Consider the following 19654-nt stretch of genomic DNA (forward strand, 5'->3'; position numbering starts at 1 on the left):
TGATAGGTTTATATATGTAGTTGTAAATTGATTTTATAGAATTGGGAGATTTCTATGGTAACAAACGACGAAGGACTGGTAAGTTTTAAACACAAGATTATGGAGGAGGTTTGCCGCCTTGCCTGGAAGGGAGAGCTTGACGAGGAGCACAAAGACAAGCTTACATATCAGGTTGCGCCCGGACCGAAGCCTGAGTACAGATGCTGTGTTTACAAGGAGCGAGAGATAGTGCGTCAGAGAATTCGTCTGGCATGCGGACAGAGCACTTCCTATAACGAGAATTCAAAAAATGTGGTTCAGGTTATTGATCCTGCTTGTGATGAGTGTCCTATTTCAGCATTTTCAGTAACAGATAATTGCCGTTTTTGTATGGGAAAAGCATGTCTTAACTCATGTAAGTTCGATGCTATTCATCCTGGTGACATGAAGATGCACATTGATCCCGCTAAGTGTAAGGAATGCGGAATGTGTGCCAAGGCTTGTCCTTATGGAGCAATTGTTCATCTTGAACGTCCCTGCCACAAGGCTTGCCCTGTAGGAGCAATCACTTACGATGAGTATGGATATTGTAAAATTGATGAGGATAAGTGTATATCCTGCGGACATTGTATTCACAACTGTCCTTTCGGAGCTATCGGATCCAAGACTTATCTTGTTCAGATAATTGAGGCTATCAAGGAGGGCAAGGAAGTAATTGCTATGTGCGCTCCTGCGACAGAAGGCCAGTTTGGTGAGAACATCACTATGGCTGCAATTAAAAAGGCGCTTGTAAAGATCGGCTTCTCAGATATGGTTGAGGTTGGACTTGGCGGGGATATGACAGCTGCCTATGAGTCAAAGGAATGGGCCGAAGCTTACGCCGAAGGCAAGAAGATGACTACGTCATGCTGCCCTGCATTTATCAATATGCTTAAGAAGCACTTCCCTGAGCAGTTTGAAAACAACATGTCTTCAACTGTTTCGCCTATGTGTGCTATTTCCAGATATTTAAAGGCTACGCGTCCCGGATGCGTTACAGTATTCGTCGGCCCCTGCATAGCTAAAAAGTCAGAGGCTCAGGATCCTGATGTTCCGGATAATGCAGATTATGTAGTAACCTATGGTGAAATCAGAGCCTTGATGAGATCTAAGGATGTAGAGTTCGAGCCTGTGGATGATGAGTATCAGGAATCCTCAATCTGGGGTAAGAGATTTGCTACCAGCGGCGGCGTTGCAAATGCCGTTATCGAGTGCATGCAGGAGAGAGGTGAGGACATCGGTGACCTTAAGCTGCATCGAGCAGCCGGTGGTCTTGAGTGTAAGAAAGCACTGACGCTTCTTAAGATGGGCAAGTTCCCTGATGATTTCATTGAGGGTATGGTTTGTCCCGGAGGCTGCGTCGGAGGACCCTCCAAGCATAAAACGGAGACAGAGATTACCAAGGCCAGAGCAACACTTCTTGCAAAGGCTGACGGAAGAAAGGTTCTTGAAAACCTTAAAAATTATCCTATGGATAAATTCTCAATGCACCGCGATGGTAAGAAAATAGATCTCCCCGACTAATATAATGGGGATAGAGCCGGATAGTCGTTTTTATGCGATTATCCGGCTTTACTTTTTATCTTGATGTCAGGCGTTTATTAAAACTTTGATAAAATTTTATCTTTTCTTGAGATTTTAAGACATTAAGAGTTATAATTTTGAGGCATAATTATAAATGAGCTGTATGCTCAGGCTATGTATTATCACCAATGCGGGCTGTTTCAAGCCTGCCTATTCATAAATTAGGAGGAAATATAAATGTACGGTTTTGGAGAAATGATTTCCAAGCTTAAAGCTAATCCGAAGACTATTGTCTTCACAGAGGGTGAGGATCCCAGAATTCTTGAGGCTTCATCCAGACTTCTTGCAGGTAACTTTTTAAAGCCTATTCTTCTTGGTAATCCTGATGTTATTAACAAGGTTGCTGAGGATGAGGGTTATAACATCAGAGGAGCAATAATAATTGATCCTACAAACTATGACGATTTTGAGGCTATGGTTGCAGAGTTTGTTGAGCTTCGTAAGAGCAAAGGAATGACTCCCGAGCAGGCTCGTGATATTTTGTCACATGCAAACTACTTCGGAACCATGCTTGTTAAGATGAAGAAAGCTGACTGCCTCCTTGGCGGCGCTACCTATTCAACAGCTGATACGGTAAGACCTGCACTTCAGATCATCAAGACTAAGCCCGGTAACACGGTTGTTTCATCCTGCTTTATTCTTGTTCGTCCTTCAGCTACAGGCGATAACGAGGTTATTGCAATGGGTGACTGTGCTATCAACATTGATCCCTCTGAGGATGAGCTTGTTGAGATTTGCGGAGAGACAGTAGAGTGTGCCAAGGCTTTCGGTGTTGATCCCAAAGTTGCATTCCTTTCATTCTCCACAAAGGGTTCAGCTAAGAGCCCTTCTGTTACAAAGATGCAGAATGCTACTAAGAAAGCACAGGAAAAGTATCCTGAGCTTCCGATTGATGGTGAGCTTCAGTTTGACGCTGCTGTTTCCCCTAAGGTTGCACGAGTTAAGACACCGGGATCACCTGTGGCAGGACATGCAAATACCTTTATTTTCCCTAATATTGATGCCGGTAACCTCGGTTACAAGATTGCTCAGCGCATGGGTAACTTTGAAGCATACGGTCCGATACTTCTCGGTCTTAATGCTCAGATCAATGACCTGTCAAGAGGCTGTAATGCTATAGAGGTTTACTCAATGGCAATTATTACAGCAAGCCTGGCATAAACCTCTGACACTTAACAGACAGATAACAGAATTATAAACGAGGTTATATGGAATATAAGGATTATATGGTGCGTGCTACTGCAGCTGATGCGCAGATAAGGGCATTTGCCATTACTTCAAGAAATCTGGTGGATGAGGCCAGAAAAATACATGATTTAACTCCTATTTGCAGCGCTGCATTGGGGCGCCTTATGAGTGGCGCTCTCATGATGGGTGACATGCTGAAAAATGAAAAGGATGCGCTTACTATTACCGTTGACGGCGACGGCCCTATCGGAGGACTTCTTGCGACTGTTAATAACAGAGGAGAGGTTAAAGGATATGTGAAGAATAATACTGTTGTTCTTCCCAATAATGATGCAGGACATCTTAATGTCGGCGGGGCAGTAGGTAATGGTACACTTACCGTAACAAGAGATCTTGGACTTAAGGACCCTTATGTGGGAACGATACAGCTTTTGTCAGGTGAGATTGCGGATGACCTGACCTGTTATTTTGTGGAATCAGAACAGATTCCTTCTTCGGTAGGTCTTGGAGTTCTCGTTAATAAAGACTTTTCAATAATGGAAGCCGGAGGGTTTATTGTTCAGCTTATGCCAGGGGCATCAGAGGAAGTTATTTCAAAGCTCGAGGGTAATATCCAGGGAATGAAGACTGTTACAGAGATTCTTAAGGAGGGAAATACTCCGGAAGATATGCTGAACATGGTACTTGCAGGTTTTGATATAGATATCACTGCAACCATGCCGGTTAAGTATCACTGCGGATGTGACAGAGACAGGGTAGAAAGAGCGCTGACTCTTCTTGGAAAGAAGGAATTAGAGGACCTTGCATCGGATGGCGAAGATGTAGAGATTAAATGTCATTTTTGCGGAAAAGCCTATTCCTTTACGCCTGCAGATCTTAAGGAGATGATGGTAAAGGCAAAATAACCTTGCCGTAAGCGGCGATTATTACGCTCAGGGTTTAATGCTCTTTGTACTTACATCTTCAGAGGATAATATTTTAGTTGTTTTATCGGGAAGCTCGACGATGAGCTTCCCTTTTTCGTTCACATCAATAGCTTTTGCTTCGTAATTTCCATCTGTAGTGATTACTCTGATTGTACTTCCAAGCATTTTCATTCTTGATTTGTATTCTTCTACGATGCAGTCCGGCACATCATTTGTAAGAATGTTGTTTAAAATATCAGCGATAAGCCGGTCTTTTGATATAGTCTCTCCGCCTTTCTCAAACAAACTTCCCGCTGTCTTTCTTAAATCCGGTGGGAATTCGTTTATATCGGAATTGAAATTTATGCCGATACCAATAACAATATATTGAAGTTCGCCGGTATCAAAATCAGTTCCTGCTTCGGAAAGGATCCCGCAAATCTTTTTGTCATCAATATACAGGTCATTTAGCCATTTGATTGAGGGAAATACGCCGATGGCGCTTTCCAGAGCTTTGCAGACACAGACACCGACAAAAGGGGTGATCAGAGAATAATCAAAAATATTCATCCTTTCTGGGCGAAGAATGATACTCATGTATATGCCGCCTTTGGGAGATGAGAAGTGCCTTTTCTTTCTTCCGGTACCTCCGGTCTGGGTTTTCGAAATGATTACACTGCCGTGAGGTGCATCAAAGGAAGCCATGCTCCGGGCTGTTTTATTTGTGGATTCAAGTTCGTCATAGATTGTAATTAGTTCGGAGTCGACACCGGGAGATAAATATTTTGCAATTCCTGAGAGCGTAATATTGTCTGCAGGTGCTGACAAAGAATAACCCCTGCGAGGAGAGGCATTAATAATGTAGCCCTCTCTACGCAGGGATTCTATAGCTTTCCAGACACTGTTTCTTGACAGCTTAAGTTCCTTCGCAATAACTTCTCCGGAAGAAAAGCGTCCGGAGTTGTCTTCGAGATAATTCAGTACAAGAGATTTAGTGTCAGTCATATTTTTCCTTATAGAATACTACTAAGCCTTTTCTTGAGCTGCGGAGCAATAAGCGCGACCAGTATTATCTTCACTATTGAGGTGGGGATAAACGGAAGTACGCATGCAGTAAACCCCGCTATAAAGGTGCTTTTAGAAAAGAGCATAAACCAAATTGTTCCAAATACATAATTGATTGTAGCACCTATTGCCAGGCAAAGCACGAGAATAGTGAAATAAATATGCGGACTCTTCCGGCCTTGCTTGCGGAGAACATTTGCTGCTATTTCATCACCGAGCCCAGCGGTATATGAAAGAATAGGGAAGGAGATAAGAAAACCACCCGTCAATCCGAAAATTATACCGATACCGCCCTTGAATCCTGAAAAGACAGGAATTCCAACAGTTCCGATAAGAAGATATAAAAGAGTGGCATAGGTTCCTCTTCTTTTTCCAAGGACAATACCTGCGATGGGGATAATGAGTGTTTGCAGTGTCATGGGAACCCCGGCGGGCATCGGGATTGAAAGTTGTGATAGAACACATATGATTGCACAAAAAACACTGATAAAACATAAGTCCTTTATAGCTGTTCCTTGTATTTCGGTAGATTCGTTTGTTTTTGCATCAACTTGTTGCTCGTTCATTTTTAGCTTAAGTCCTTTCGAAATATTTTTTGGATACTCTCAAAAAGAATAGAACAGATTCTCTTTGATGATTATTTTTGTCACCGTATATCGATAAAAAACGGATAACAATGAGAGAATATAATAAATTGTATTGATTGTCAACTACAATTAAAATGCAAGGGTGACAATTACGAATACAATATATAGTAAGCAAGATTTTTAAAAGACTATATGTTTGTAAAATACGAAATAAAGAAGGGTATAAATAAAATTGAATCAAAAACAGTATGCAATTTGCACTAAAAAGACAGAAAATAGAGACTAATTTGAAATTAATATTTATTTTTCTAAATAAAGCAAAAATATTTGTAAAGTGTATTGACATTTTGGAACAATATTGATATTATCATTTTACCAACAAGAGAGCAGATAAATTCTAAGGAATAGCGATGGTAGCGAGTGCTTTACCGGAGTGAGAACAGACAGATTTATCTGTTTTAAGAATAGAGGTGAGATGCGGCGGCGTGTGCTTCACCAATTCGATCGCTCTATTCATTTCATCTTAACGAATCGGTTGGCTGCAGGAACGGCGAGTAACGAGGATGCCGGTGGTCACAAGAAGGTCATGATGCGCAGCGTGATTTTCGCTTAAGGATTCGTGGAAATACAATTACAGAAAAGGAGACAAGTCCATTGGAAATTCAGAACTAAAGGGCATCGATCGATGAGGTCGGTGCCCTTTCATTTTTTTTCATTTTTTAAATTCATATTGCAAAGCCCCTAAAATTGGTGTATATTACGAAACTATGAAACGGAATGAACCTGTTTCTACTATTAATACATTTTAAGAGGGGCATTTTTAATGGCAGCAAAAAAGAAAAATTTACTTATTGTTGAGTCACCGACAAAGGTGAAAGCAATAAAAAAATTCCTTGGTACAGGTTACGAAGTAGCAGCTAGTAACGGCCATGTAAGAGATCTTCCCAGAAGTCAGATGGGAATAGACGTAGAACATGATTTTGAACCAAAGTATATTACTATAAGGGGTAAGGGCGATGTTCTTGCAGCTCTTCGTAAAGCGGCAAAGAATGCAGATCATATTTATCTCGCAACTGACCCTGACCGCGAAGGAGAAGCAATTTCCTGGCACCTTATGACAGCACTTAAGCTAGAGGATGCAAAGGATCGTTTTTCCAGAGTGACCTTTAACGAGATTACACAATCAGCTGTTAAGGAAGCTATGAAGCATCCCAGAGACATCGATATGAACCTTGTCGATGCTCAGCAGGCCAGACGTGTACTGGACAGAATGGTTGGTTATCAGATATCACCTCTTTTATGGGAGAAGATTAAGAGAGGACTTTCCGCAGGACGTGTGCAGTCTGTAGCACTCAGAATTATTTGTGACAGAGAGGATGAGATCAATTCATTCATTCCTCAGGAATACTGGACTCTTGATGCTACCCTTAAGGTTAAGGGAGAGAAGAAACCTATCGTCGCACACTATTATGGAAAAGATGGCAAAAAGATTGACATTTCTTCCAGAGCAGAGCTTGACGAAATTGTAAAAGACTTAAAGGGAAAGAAATTCAAAATTTCCGAAATAAAGAAGGGTGAGCGTACAAAGAAGGCACCACTTCCTTTTACGACATCGACACTTCAGCAGGAGGCATCAAAATCCCTCAATTTCTCGACACAGAAGACAATGCGCACGGCGCAGCAGCTCTATGAAGGAATTGATATGGGTAAGGCAGGAACTGTCGGACTAATCACTTACCTTCGTACGGATTCGACGCGTGTTTCCGAGGAAGCCCAGGCTTCTGCAGCAAATTATATTGCAAACGCTTTTGGTAAAGAATATCTTGCAGAGGCAACTCAGGGCGGTAAATCCGGAGCAAAGATTCAGGATGCGCATGAGGCTATAAGACCTACAGATGTTAACAATACGCCGGTAGCCGTTAAGGAATTCCTCACCAGAGATCAGTTCCGCCTTTATCAGCTTATCTGGCGCAGATTTATGGCCAGCAGGATGGCAGCTGCTAAATATGAGACAACTTCCGTGAAAATAGATGCGGGAGACCACCGCTTTACAGTTGCTGCGTCCAGAACGGTATTTGACGGTTTCATGAATGTCTATACCGATGATGAGGACCAGATTGAGAAGAATACTCTGGCAAAGAGAATCGATGAGAATTCAGAGCTTGAACTTCAGGATTATGAGGAAAAACAGCACTTTACACAGCCAGCACCTCACTATACAGAGGCTTCTCTTGTACACGATCTTGAAGCGCTCGGAATCGGAAGACCGTCGACCTATGCCCCGACAATAACAACCATACTCGCAAGACACTATATTACAAAAGAAAATAAGAACTTATATGTCACTGAGCTTGGAGAAGCTGTCAACAAGATGATGAACGAGGCATTCCCTCAAATAGTCGATGTAAGCTTTACTTCCAACATGGAGACTCTCCTTGACGGTGTGGCTGAGGGTGATGTTAAGTGGAAGACCATTGTAGAGAATTTCTATCCCGATCTTGCAGATGCCGTTGAGAAAGCTCAGAAGGAAATTGAAAAGGTTGAGATTCAGGATGAGGCAACCGATGTTGTCTGCGAAAATTGCGGACGCAACATGGTTATTAAATACGGACCGCATGGTAAATTCCTTGCATGCCCCGGCTTCCCTGAGTGCAGAAATACCAAACCTTACTATGAAAAGACAGGCGTTTCCTGCCCTAAGTGCGGAAAAGACATAGTGCTTAAGAGAACAAGAAAAGGTCGTTTATACTATGGCTGCATAGACAATCCTGATTGTGACTTCATGGTATGGCAGAAACCTTCCAAGAAAGCATGTCCAAGATGCGGCGGACTCATGCTTATAAAGAATAACAAACTTGTATGTAATGATCCTGAGTGCGGATATATCGAAGACCGCGGTAAAGACGAGGATTAATTGATCTAAATATATATGGCACAGACAGAATTTATATTTTCTGTCTGTGCTTTTTCTTTATTTTGATTTGTACATTCTATTCATTAAATTTTAATAAAAATATGCACAAATTGCTTTGATGTATTGTATATTATGTGGTACAATCACGTTAGTTGTAGTAGATTTATATAAACTTAGTGGCATTTTCAGATAAAAGGAGACTTTTTTCATGAGTAGTGTACAGCTTTTGGATAAAACCAGAAAAATTGGGAAACTTCTACACAATAGCAATTCCGGAAAGGTTGTGTTTAACGATATTTGCACAGTGCTTTGCGATATCCTTAATTCCAACATGCTGGTAATAAGCAGAAAGGGCAAGGTTCTAGGTATCGGTGAGACATCTGCCGTTGATTCTCTGGGAGAAATGCTTGTTGATGATGTAGGAAGCTTCATAGATCCAATGCTGAACGAAAGACTCCTCACGGTTTTGTCCACTAAAGAAAATGTAAATCTGGAGACGCTTGGCTTTGAAGATGTTGACATGAGAAAATACCAGGCAATCATTACACCCATTGAAATCGCAGGAGAAAGACTCGGTACACTTTTTCTTTATAAATGCAATGAGCCTTATGATATCGATGATATTATTCTCTGTGAATATGGCACAACGGTAGTAGGCCTTGAGATGCTGAGAGCCGTTAATGAAGAAAATGCAGAGGAAAGCAGAAAGCTTGCAGTTGTTAAGTCGGCGATAAGTACACTGTCATTTTCAGAGATGGAAGCCATTATCCATATTTTTGATGAGCTAAACGGTATGGAAGGTGTTCTGGTAGCAAGCAAGATTGCTGACAGAGTCGGAATAACAAGAAGTGTTATTGTAAATGCGCTTCGCAAATTTGAGAGTGCAGGAGTAATTGAATCCAGATCCTCGGGAATGAAGGGGACATATATTAAAGTTTTAAATGATGTTGTATTTGATGAAATAAAAAAACTTAAGGCGCAGATGTAAAGAGCTTTATGAGCTTTTCCGAAATAATAAATACAGGATGTGCAATGATAAAGGGATTTGTCGAAGTGACGAATCCCTTTTCTTTATATTGTGCCTGTGACATATAAAAAACACAATATAAAGTATAATTTTTGCCAAATTGCTTGTAATTTGATTAAAATCATCATAATATGATAGTAAGGATTAAAAGGATTATCCTGCCTTACTATGTACGGAGGGGAGACTATGATCAACAGTAACGCGTTTGATTACATTAATGTTCTTGATAAGACTGCTGATGCTTCATGGGTAAGGAATGAAGTCTTATCCAATAACCTTGCAAATGTTAATACGCCCGGCTACAAGAGACAGGACGTTGCATTTGAGAGGGAGCTTGAACGCGCTCTTGGAAACTCCAGGTATAAGACCATGGATGCAAAGGTCTCGGATCTTAAGATAAGCAGACTGAAACCAAGACCGTATACAGATTATTCCAACTTTTCATACAGAATGGATGGCAATAACGTGGACATTGATACTGAAAACGTAACTCTTGCAGCTAACCAGCTTAAATATCAGGGTGTTATGCTCGGGATTAAGTCAGAGTTTTCCAACCTTCAGACAGCCATGAGAGGACAGTGAGGTATAGCCTATGATTAGTACAGGTAATATGTTTGATTCCTTTAATATCAACTCTTCGGGAATGACAGCTGAGCGTTTTCGCATGGATATCATCTCCCAGAATATCGCCAATGCAAATACCACAAGGGATGCTACCGGTGATGTATATACGAGAAAAGTGGTGACTTTTTCCGAAAAAGGTACTCAGACACCTTTTTCCAAGATTCTTAACGAGAGACTGGATCACTATAGCGGAAGAGGCGTTAAGGTATCTTCAATCAAGGATGACACCTGGACCGATTACAAGATGGTTTATGATCCGTCACATCCGGATGCGGATGAGTACGGTTATGTTACATATCCTAATGTTGACATCGTTACAGAGATGACTAATCTCATTGATGCGCAGAGAGGATATGAAGCTAATGCTACAGCTTTTAATGCAAGTAAGAATCTTATGAGTCAGGGACTTTCCATAGCTCAGGGCTGATGATTATTGAATGATTCATCTGAGCCGGAGTGATGACCTGCAAGATTAATTGCGGACAGGGGATCCGCGGGGAGATATAAATGGCAGATATTGATATTAGTCAGATAAGAAATGTTCATTCGACAGCGATTCGAAATGCTGAAAAGGTTAATTCCAAGGTTACTAATCCACTTGGGGACAGATTTGGTAACGATGGTTCTTTTAATAATATTTTCAAGAGAGCTGTTGAAAATATAAATACTACGAATGCGTATCTGTCAGATGCTGAGAATGAGGAGATTAAGTGGTCTCTCGGTGAGACGGATAATACACATGATCTTGCGATAGCGCTGCAGAAAGCCGAGACAGCACTGCAGTATACGGTAGCGGTCAGAGACCGCATGCTTTCTGCATATAAAGAAATCATGCAGATGCAGATATAAATTGATTTATTAGCCTTCTCCTTTGGAGAAGGTGGCACGAAGAAACTATATGCCTTCCCCTGGGGGAAGGTGGCACGAAGAAACTATATGCCTTCCCCCTGGGGGAAGGTGGCACGAAGTGCCGGATGAGGGGAAGCTTTAGTAGTAAGTACGGAGGAGAGGAGTATGAGAGAACGTCTTTTGGATCTCAGGGACAGGATCCTTGGGTGGTGGAATCGCTTTACAATCAGACAGAAGACGCTTATTGGAGCCTGCGCAGCTGCAGTAATCATGGTAATTATTATACTGGTTACTGTATACAACCAGCCCAAATATGTAACGGTTGCTACTGTTGAGACTATGAAGGAGTCGCAACAGATAATTGAATTATTTGATGAAAACGGTATTAAGTACAGAAAATCAGAGGACAATCTCAGGTTCGAGGTTTTGAAATCGGATGAGAGTAATGCCTCTCTTTTGCTGGGTACAAACTATATACAGCCCGATACCTATAGTATTGATAATGTAACCAACGGCAGCTTTTCAACAACAGAATCGGATAAGCAAAAAAAATACATAGCTTATCTTGAAAGTAAGCTCGGACACGATTTTGAAGAGTACTTTGATGATATAGACAGTGCCAGAATTGAGCTTCATATACCGATCAATGATGGAACTCTTTTATCCAAAAACGAGGAATCTTCAGCATCGATATTCTTAAGACTTAGGGATCCTGAGTCCTTTACGGAAGACAATGCGGCATTTCTTGCTAAGGCAACAGCAACGGCACTTGGAAATAATACAACGGAGAAGATAACCATCATGGATAGCGATGGAAATCTTTTGTTCTCCGGTTCCGAAGATACTACCGCTGCAGGACTTGCCAGCACTCAGCTTAATGCCAAGACCAAGGCAGAGCAGCAGGTGAGAAATGAAGTTATCAGAGTCCTTAAGGGCACAAAGCTCTACAACGATATTGAAGTTGCAAGTAACTTGATACTTGATTTTTCAAATATAAAAAAGACGACACATACTTATACACCTGCTGAGGATCAGACACAGGGTGTTTTGAGTCATGAGGATAACTACAGTGCCCAGAATGTAAACGGCACAAGCGGCATTCCCGGAACTGATACAAATAATGATGATGAGACCTCCTATATGCTTCAGGATAATGAGAATTCATCATCTACGATAGAAGAGGAATCCAAGGATTATCTTCCTAACGAGGAGATTACAACTGTTGATACACCTTCAGGTAAGGTGAATTATGAAGAGTCCACAATCTCCGTTACAGCTACAAAGTATGTTATCTATAACGAGGATAACTATAAGCCTGAAGAGCATGAGAACATGACCTGGAAGGAATTTAAGGAGAATACCGGGGTCACACAGGCAGAGGTGGCTGAGGATACGATAAATATTGTTGCCAAAGCGACAGGTATTTCGGCAGCAAATATTTCAATGACAGCGTACGAACAGCCTGAATTCTTTGATTCAGAGGGAAAAGGACTTACCTTTACGGATGTCCTACAGGCGATACTTATACTTCTTATTCTCGGACTTCTTGCATTTGTTATCTGGAGAAGTATCAGAACCAGAAAAGAAGAAATTGAGATTGAAGAAGCTGAGGACGAGGTTCTGCCTGATGAACTTTCAGTTGAGGAGCTTCTCGAATCACAGCCGGATGAATATCTTGAGGAGGAAGGTGGTCTTGCGGATATAACCATGGAAGAAGGAAGCGAGACTATGAAACTCATCGAGAAGTTTATCGAAGAGAATCCGGAAGCTGCAGCGATACTTCTTCGCAACTGGCTCAAGGAAGACTTTGAGATATAATTCTTAAAAATCACGGAGGGGAATACTTACAATGGCTATCGACGGCGAAGAATTTGATGATGACGAATTAGAAGGTGGCGCCGCTGCCGCAGCGGCGGGTGGATTACCTCCCGCAGGGAATTATGATCCGGCTCTTACTGCGAATCTTTCAGGAACGCAGAAAGCAGCCATCCTTTTGATTGCCCTCGGACCGGAAAAGTCATCCGCCATTTTTAAACATTTGAAAGAAGATGAGATAGAGGAACTGACTCTTGAGATTGCTAACACCAGAAGTGTAACACCTCAGGTTAAGGAAGCGGTTATCGAGGAGTTTTACGGAATCTGTCTTGCCCAACAGTATATTGCTGAGGGTGGTATCAACTATGCTAAGGAACTTCTGGAGAAGGCTCTTGGTGAAGATAAGGCGATGGATGTTATCAGTAAACTGACTGCATCTCTTCAGGTTAAGCCCTTCGAGTTTATCAGAAAGGCCGATCCTTCACAGCTTCTTACCTTCATACAGGATGAACACCCGCAGACCATTGCTCTTGTTATGTCCTATATGTCATCGGCACAGAGTGCTATGATCCTTGGTGCGCTGCCGCCTGAGAGACAGGCTGATGTTGCAAAGCGTATCGCAACAATGGACAGAACAAGTCCCGATACGATCAAAGAAGTTGAGAGAGTTCTTGAGTCCAAGCTTTCATCACTGGTTAACCAGGATTATACGGTTGTCGGTGGTGTAGATGCTGTGGTTGAAATCCTCAATGCAGTTGACCGTGCTACTGAGAAACATATCATGGAGACTCTGGAAATCGAGCAGCCTGAACTTGCAGATGAGATCCGCAAGAAGATGTTCGTCTTCGAGGATATCCTTCTTCTGGACGACCGTGCTATTCAGCGCGTGCTGCGTGATGTTGACAATGCTGACCTCGGCCTTGCTTGTAAGGGATCTACTGAACAGGTACAGACCGCTATCTTTAACAACCTGTCTAAGCGTCTTGCTGCAATGATTAAGGAAGACATGGACTTCATGGGACCTGTTCGTATGAAGGATGTTGAGGAAGCACAGCAGAAGATTGTTAATGTTATACGTAAGCTTGAGGATGCCGGTGAGATTGTAATCTCCAGAGGCGGAGGTGATGACCTGGTTGTCTAATCAATCTAATTTACTTAAGTTCGGTTGGTATCAGGTTGATGAAAACGATAAGCACATCATTGATAACAACGAACTTGCTGAGCAGAAAATAGAAAAATATCAGGCCCAGGAAGCCAAAAGAAGGGAGGCATTGGAGAAAGGTGAACCAGTGCCTGCTTTTGGCGCGTTTGAGGAAGGACTTGGCTTTGAACAGGTAGGTGCTTACGATGAGGGTCAAAATATCATAGGCAACACCAATTTTGATGACCAGAATCAGATTGGTGGCTTTAATGAGGGCTTTCAGGAGGGATTTCCGGAAGAAAGTGTTCAGAATTATGGCGATGGATTTGATAATTCGGGCGTTTATGATGAGAATTCCGGTTACGGAATGGAAGGCCAGCAAGGTTTTGGAGAGAATATCCCCTATGATTCAGGGGAGGGTATGTACGGCACAAATCCGGCTGAAGGATATGGTGAGAACCCGGGAGCAATGGGTGATTACGCATATCAGGGAGATAATTTTGATAACCAGGGAATGGGCATGTCCGAGGAGGATATGAACCTTGGTATGGATATGACACCCGAGCCGGAGCCTCCGGCGGAGGAAGTTCCGCAGATTAATCTGGAAGAGATACAGGCGCAGATTGATGAACAGATCAGAATGGCAGAGGAACAGGCCAAACAGATTGTTGATGATGCCCAGGCTCAGGCTGATGAAATACGTAATCAGGCCATGGAGGAAGGCAGAGCTGCCGGATATGAAGAAGGAATAAAACAGGCCGCTGAGGAAATAGAAAAGATGAAGGCAGAGGCCGAGGAGGAGATCCAGGCCGAAAAAGATAAGCAACAATCGGATTTTCAGCAGCTGGTTGCGAGCATTGAGCCTGATATGGTTGATACATTGACGCAAATTTACGAGCATGTATTTAATGTTGACCTTCGAGAAAATAAAGATATAATACTTCATCTCATAAGAACTACACTTGGCAAGATGGAGAGCGGAGTTGATATTATTTTACATATATCGGCCGATGATTATGATCTGGTATCCGATGAAAAGGCAAATCTTGAGGAAGTAATGGCATCCCCGAATTCGACTCTTGAAATTGTTGAGGATCCGCTTCTAAAAGAGAATGAATGTATAATTGAATCCGAGGGTGGTGTATTTGACTGCTCTCTTGGCGTGGAGCTTTCGGAACTTTCGAGAAAGTTAAAGCTTCTATCATTTGACAGGAGTAGGCGCTGATGGCAAATGGAATTATCGATTATTCAAAATATAAAAAGATATCTAACAACATGTTTTATAAAGTTCGTGGCAAGGTTGTTAATGTTGTCGGACTTACGATAGAATCTGCGGGCCCCGAGGCTAAGATGGGAGATATCTGTTATATTTATTCCAAGAAGAAGGAAGGTGAAGCTACAGCCAGACCTTCCGGAAGGGGAACCATGGCTGAGGTCGTGGGTTTTAAGGATAATCATGTACTTCTTATGCCTTATGAGAATATTAGCGGTATAGGAAGCGGCAGTATTGTTGAAAATACAGACTCGCCGCTTCGCGTTAATGTTGGAGAAGGTCTTCTTGGAAAAACCCTTGACGGTCTTGGAAGAATAGACGGAACCAACTATGGAAAGGGCGTTGCTCTTGAGAACGGAATAGCATACTCTGTTGAAAATCAGCCGCCGGATCCAATGACAAGAGATCCGATTTCGGATGTTTTATCACTTGGAGTTAAGGCAGTGGACGGCCTTCTTACAGTAGGAAAAGGACAGCGAATCGGGATATTTGCCGGTTCCGGTGTCGGTAAGTCTACTCTTATGGGTATGTTTGCAAGAAATACCAATGCGGATATTAACGTCATTGCCCTTATCGGAGAGCGTGGAAGGGAGGTCCGTGAATTCATAGAAAGAGACCTTGGTCCTGAGGGCATGGAACGCTCAATAGTTGTGGTTGCAACCTCTGATAAACCTGCGCTTGAGAGACTTAAAGCGGCTAAAACCGCAACCTCAATTGCGGAGTATTTTCGTGATAAGGGAAAAGACGTGCTTTTGATGATGGATTCTCTTACACGTTTTTCCATGGCACAAAGAGAGATAGGACTTGCGAGTGGTGAACCTCCGGTATCAAGAGGTTATCCGCCGAGTGTATATGCTGAGATGCCTAAGCTCCTTGAGAGAGCGGGTAAGTCTAGAAAAGGCTCAATTACAGGCCTCTATACTGTCCTGGTCGATGGTGATGATTTTAATGAGCCTATTACAGATACCGCCAGAGGTATTCTTGACGGACACATAGTCCTCAATAGAAAGTTAGCTCAAAAGAACCACTATCCGGCTATAGATGTACTTGCCAGCATTTCAAGATGTATGAGCGCCATTGCGCCTTCGGAACAGAAGAAAGCAGCAGGTAAGCTAAAGAATGTGCTTGCAACCTATTCCGATGCTGAAGATTTGATAAACATCGGAGCATATAAGGCTGGAGCCAATAAGAACATTGATTATGCCGTATCCAAAATAGATGCCGTGAACGAATTCCTTATGCAGGAGACGGATGAAAAGTTTACCTATGAGGAAGTCGTAGCGCAGCTGGAGAGCATGTTCAAAGAATAAGATAGAAGCCTTCCCCTAGGGGGGAAGGTGGCACGTAGTGCCGGATGAGGGGCCATGGCAAGATTCAACTATCCCCTTCAGGGCGTCCTTAATCTGCGACTCCAACAGGAAGAGCAGGTCAAGATGGAATTCGCCCAGGCTCTGAAGGAACTTAATGATCAGCTTGATATATTGAATGACTACAATAAAACGCGAGATGCTTTTATTCAGGAAGGCTATGAGCTTCGGAGCGCCAGTATAATGGATGTTCAGAAGATCATGGACAACAATTTTTACGAAAAGCAGATGGATGTCATAATAAAGGATCAGGAAGTTAAGGTTGATGCTTACAGAGCAAAATTCGAAGTCGCAAGAATGAAGCTCACCAGAGCCGTGCAGGAGAGGAAGATGCAGGAGAGGCTTAGAGAAAAAGCCTATGAACAATTTGTCGAGGAAGAAAAAGAAGCCGAGGCAAAAGAAGTTGATGAAAGATCAAGCTTCACATACACCAAACGTACCAGAGAGGAACAGTAATGGCAGACAAACCCGCAAAGGATAATACTGAAGCTTCGGTTTTACCCAAGCCGGTAGATCCTGATAAAGAAGCCAGAAAAAAAATAAAAGAAGAGAGAAAAGCCCTTCGCCAGGAGCTAAAAGAGCAGAGAAAAGCTGCAAAGCTGAAGGAAGCTGAACTGGCAGAGAGAAATGCTGAGCTCAACGGTGATGATGGTGGCGGTGCGGCTACACTTGTTATCACTTTCATTATCATTTTGATCTGGCTGATTATTATGGGCATTTTCATAAAGCTGGATGTGGGAGGCTTCGGTTCAAATGTTCTTGCTCCGATCATAGGGGATATCCCCGGAATCAACAATATTCTTCCGGAGGGAAGCTACACACCTACAGAAAAGAAGAAGCAGGAGGAGGCACAACAGCCGCTGGTGAATCCGGTTGATGAACAGCTTGCAAGCAGCCTTGATGAAGCTAATCTCTATATCAAGAGGCTTGAGAACGAGCTTCGAAAGGAGATGGAGGAAAACAAGAACCTTCAGGAAGAGAATGAAAAGCTTCAGACAGAGGTGACAAGACTCCAGCCTTTTGAGGAGAATCAGTCCAAGCTTGAACAGGAAAAAGAGGACTTCTACAAGAATGTTGTTTACGCGGATAATGCTCCTTCTGTAGATGAATATCGAAAGTACTACGAGGAGATTGAACCTGATGTTGCAGCGCAGATTTATGCACAGATCATTCAGGGACAAGCGGATGATATTGAACTGGAACAATATGTAAAAGCATATTCATCCATGAAGGCAAAGGAAGCTGCAGCAATCTTTGATGCAATGATTGAGAATGATACCGGAGATGCGGTAAGACTCATTTCGAGAATTTTGGGCAAGATGAGTGCCGAAAACCGCGGTGCTATTCTTGATAAGATGACAGAGGAATATGCAGGTAAGGTTACCGACTACATGGAACCTGCCACACATAAGGCTACAGTATCCGGAGTAGGCAACTAAGCCTTCCCCTTGGGGGAAAGGTGGCACGAAGTGCCGGATGAGGGGAATTTTTATAAATTTTTAATATTTTTCGGCCATGCGGGTTAAGTTTTCTCCCACATGGCCGATATTAGTTATGTAAAGCTATGGGCAAACCATACCCAAATCTAAAAGGGAAAGGAGGAAAAAGCTTTGATAAGTAACGCGATTCCCGGTATTGGAACACTAAATACATATACCAATACCCAGACAGCAAAAGGAATTGCTGCTACAAAGGAGCAGACTACAGATTTCCAGAAAGCGCTTTTAAATGCCAACTCGCAGAAGCAGACAGCGTCAATTACAACAGATGTAGCAAGGACTCTTACACAGACAGGAGCAGCAACAAATAATGTAAGTGCGACCTACGAAAAGTCACAGGCAGCTCAGCAGGCGAGTACACAAAACAGTGAACAGACAGCTGTAAAAGAGACAACTACTACAGACGAGACAACGGCAGCAAAGGCAGATACACAAAAGGAAAATGTAACGGCCGAGGAAGCTGTAGAAACTTCAAATGTCACGGAACAGACAGAAGAAAATGCCCAGGTTGTGACCGTAACAGAAGAAAATGCCGGCGAAGACACAGCTGCTATCGCAGCGGCAGACGAAGCCGAGACCGCTTTGGAACAGGCTATGCTTGAAAGCAGCAGACTTCTGATGGAACAGCTTGCAGATGAACTTGGTGTAGATATCGAAGACATCGAGAATGCAATGGCAACACTGGGACTTACAAATGTAGCAATACTTGATCCTACAAATCTTACACAGATAGTTGGTCAGCTTACCGGTGCAAATGACGTAATGGCCATCGTAACCAACGCAGATCTGTATCTGAATGTACAGAATATGCAGGATGCGGTAGATACTACCAGACAGAACCTCATGGAGGAGTTTGGATTAAACGAAGAAGGATTTAACTCCGCACTTGAGGATTTCAACGAAGCTTTAAGTGAACAGCAACCCAGACAGGAAATTGGTGAACTTGCAGCAGATACAAATAATCCTGTAATTACTCAGACCTTTGAAAATGCGGTATCCTCTGAGGCGGTAAGACTTGACCTTACAGGTGACGGCATTGTAAAGGAAGTAAGCCAGCAGGTGGCAGAGGCGACTAAAACAGAAGAAACAACTACAACTACAGAGGCAGCAGGAATTGCTGAAAACGAAGAAGCAACTCCAAATTTCCAGCTTACAGTAGAGACACAGGAACACCACGAAGAGCATCATAGTGATAACAAGAAACAGGAAAACACAGAAGGGTCTGTATACAACCAGGTGATGAATCAGATATCAGCATCTCTTACCGAAGTAGTGGAGACCGAAAGCTATGGGCAGATGGCAAGGGCTAACACTCAGGAGATAATGGATCAGATAACCGAGTATATCAAAATGAATGTAAGATCCGATACAACCGCAATGGAACTTCAGCTTCATCCGGCAAGCCTCGGAAATGTAAATGTAATCATCGAAGCGGCTAAGGACGGAAATGTAATAGCAAAGTTCCTCACTCAGAACGAAGATGTAAGGGCAGCCATTGAAAGCCAGATACAGCAGCTTCAGGATAAGCTTAATGAGCAGGGCGTAAAGGTTACTGCAGTAGAAGTAACAGTAAACGCAGGAGCTTTTGATCAGGCACTTAATGACAGCCAGAGCCAGAGAGAAGATGATGCTGATGCGCAGAGTTCTGTCAGAAAGCCCATGAGAAGAATAAGACTCGGAGACCTTTCCTTAGAGGAAGTCGGAGAAATAGCCGAGGAAGATCAGCTCACTGCTGAGATGATGGCGATTAACGGCAACTCAGTCGATTTTTCAGCATGATATACGGCGGAGGTAATTA

General features: G+C 42.7%; 17 protein-coding genes. 15 read left to right on the forward strand and 2 right to left on the reverse strand.

Annotated elements, in window-relative coordinates; all coding sequences use genetic code 11:
* Positions 1-54 precede the first annotated feature (54 nt).
* The 3 genes from G630_RS0100340 to hslO all read left to right on the forward strand — a co-directional run bounded on the left by G630_RS0100340 (position 55) and on the right by hslO (position 3695).
* Positions 55-1542 (forward strand): 4Fe-4S dicluster domain-containing protein, encoded by a 1488-nt coding sequence (locus G630_RS0100340; protein ID WP_022760185.1) that lies wholly within the window; start codon positions 55-57, stop codon positions 1540-1542.
* A 237-nt stretch (positions 1543-1779) separates the two neighbouring features.
* Positions 1780-2763, forward strand: a complete 984-nt coding sequence (pta, locus tag G630_RS0100345; protein WP_022760184.1) for a phosphate acetyltransferase — start codon at positions 1780-1782, stop codon at positions 2761-2763.
* Between the two features lie 47 nt (positions 2764-2810).
* A complete protein-coding gene (hslO, locus tag G630_RS0100350; RefSeq protein ID WP_022760183.1) occupies positions 2811-3695 on the forward strand; it encodes an Hsp33 family molecular chaperone HslO in 885 nt (294 codons plus the stop codon).
* A gap of 27 nt (positions 3696-3722) precedes the next feature.
* Here hslO and G630_RS0100355 read toward each other — a convergent pair whose 3' ends face one another.
* Together G630_RS0100355 and G630_RS0100360 are read right to left on the reverse strand one after the other, a co-directional pair.
* A complete protein-coding gene (locus tag G630_RS0100355; RefSeq protein ID WP_022760182.1) occupies positions 3723-4700 on the reverse strand; it encodes a biotin--[acetyl-CoA-carboxylase] ligase in 978 nt (325 codons plus the stop codon).
* A gap of 8 nt (positions 4701-4708) precedes the next feature.
* Positions 4709-5179: a biotin transporter BioY gene (locus tag G630_RS0100360; protein WP_049944830.1), complete on the reverse strand. Its 471-nt coding sequence runs from the start codon at positions 5177-5179 to the stop codon at positions 4709-4711.
* A 991-nt stretch (positions 5180-6170) separates the two neighbouring features.
* Between G630_RS0100360 and topA the strand changes: the two genes are divergently transcribed.
* The 12 genes from topA to G630_RS0100420 all read left to right on the forward strand — a co-directional run bounded on the left by topA (position 6171) and on the right by G630_RS0100420 (position 19635).
* On the forward strand, positions 6171-8261 hold the full coding sequence (gene topA, locus G630_RS0100365; RefSeq protein WP_022760179.1) for a type I DNA topoisomerase: 2091 nt from the start codon (positions 6171-6173) through the stop codon (positions 8259-8261).
* 208 nt (positions 8262-8469) lie between these two features.
* Positions 8470-9249 carry a GTP-sensing pleiotropic transcriptional regulator CodY gene (gene codY, locus G630_RS0100370; RefSeq protein ID WP_022760178.1) on the forward strand — a complete coding sequence of 260 codons (780 nt, stop codon included), beginning with the start codon at positions 8470-8472 and terminating at the stop codon, positions 9247-9249.
* A gap of 225 nt (positions 9250-9474) precedes the next feature.
* Positions 9475-9870: a flagellar basal body rod protein FlgB gene (flgB, locus tag G630_RS0100375; protein ID WP_022760177.1), complete on the forward strand. Its 396-nt coding sequence runs from the start codon at positions 9475-9477 to the stop codon at positions 9868-9870.
* 10 nt (positions 9871-9880) lie between these two features.
* A complete protein-coding gene (gene flgC, locus G630_RS0100380) occupies positions 9881-10339 on the forward strand; it encodes a flagellar basal body rod protein FlgC (RefSeq protein WP_022760176.1) in 459 nt (152 codons plus the stop codon).
* An 80-nt stretch (positions 10340-10419) separates the two neighbouring features.
* Positions 10420-10761, forward strand: coding sequence for a flagellar hook-basal body complex protein FliE (gene fliE / locus G630_RS0100385; RefSeq protein WP_022760175.1), 342 nt, complete (start codon positions 10420-10422; stop codon positions 10759-10761).
* A 165-nt stretch (positions 10762-10926) separates the two neighbouring features.
* On the forward strand, positions 10927-12579 hold the full coding sequence (locus tag G630_RS0100390; RefSeq protein ID WP_026497391.1) for a flagellar M-ring protein FliF C-terminal domain-containing protein: 1653 nt from the start codon (positions 10927-10929) through the stop codon (positions 12577-12579).
* A 31-nt stretch (positions 12580-12610) separates the two neighbouring features.
* Entirely contained in the window at positions 12611-13717 is a 1107-nt protein-coding gene (gene fliG / locus G630_RS20120) for a flagellar motor switch protein FliG (protein WP_022760173.1), read from the forward strand.
* Positions 13710-14942, forward strand: a complete 1233-nt coding sequence (locus G630_RS0100400; RefSeq protein WP_196805723.1) for a FliH/SctL family protein — start codon at positions 13710-13712, stop codon at positions 14940-14942. Before fliG ends, G630_RS0100400 begins: the two co-directional genes overlap by 8 nt.
* Positions 14942-16300 (forward strand): flagellar protein export ATPase FliI, encoded by a 1359-nt coding sequence (gene fliI, locus G630_RS0100405; protein ID WP_022760171.1) that lies wholly within the window; start codon positions 14942-14944, stop codon positions 16298-16300. Before G630_RS0100400 ends, fliI begins: the two co-directional genes overlap by 1 nt.
* 54 nt (positions 16301-16354) lie before the next feature.
* Positions 16355-16813, forward strand: a complete 459-nt coding sequence (gene fliJ, locus G630_RS0100410; RefSeq protein ID WP_022760170.1) for a flagellar export protein FliJ — start codon at positions 16355-16357, stop codon at positions 16811-16813.
* Entirely contained in the window at positions 16813-17796 is a 984-nt protein-coding gene (locus tag G630_RS20125; RefSeq protein ID WP_022760169.1) for a hypothetical protein, read from the forward strand. Before fliJ ends, G630_RS20125 begins: the two co-directional genes overlap by 1 nt.
* Before the next feature lie 171 nt (positions 17797-17967).
* Positions 17968-19635, forward strand: a complete 1668-nt coding sequence (locus tag G630_RS0100420) for a flagellar hook-length control protein FliK (protein ID WP_026497394.1) — start codon at positions 17968-17970, stop codon at positions 19633-19635.
* Positions 19636-19654 lie beyond the last annotated feature (19 nt).

Source organism: Butyrivibrio sp. WCD2001 (genome assembly GCF_000424485.1).
Classification (GTDB): domain Bacteria; phylum Bacillota; class Clostridia; order Lachnospirales; family Lachnospiraceae; genus Butyrivibrio.